A 254-nucleotide genomic window follows, 5' to 3' on the forward strand; every position below is an offset into this window, starting at 1 on the left:
GTCGTAGACCTTGAAGAAGTTCGCGCCGGTACGGTCCATCTTGTTGACGAACGCGAGACGCGGCACCTTGTACTTGTTCGCCTGACGCCACACCGTTTCCGACTGCGGCTGCACGCCGCCCACTGCGCAGTACACCATGCACGCGCCGTCGAGCACGCGCATCGAACGCTCCACTTCGATCGTGAAGTCGACGTGGCCCGGGGTGTCGATGATGTTGATGCGGTGTTCCGGATAGTTGCCGCCCATGCCCTTCC

The 254-nt window shown here is 62.2% G+C and carries 1 protein-coding gene; it reads right to left on the reverse strand.

Translation table 11 applies throughout. The features are described 5' to 3' along the window. Positions 1-254: GTP-binding protein (locus AAEY78_RS14095; RefSeq protein ID WP_352340018.1), on the reverse strand; the 254-nt coding region annotated here is incomplete at both ends.

It is taken from the genome of Psychrobacter sp. 16-MNA-CIBAN-0192, from assembly GCF_040309565.1.
GTDB lineage: Bacteria > Pseudomonadota > Gammaproteobacteria > Pseudomonadales > Moraxellaceae > Psychrobacter.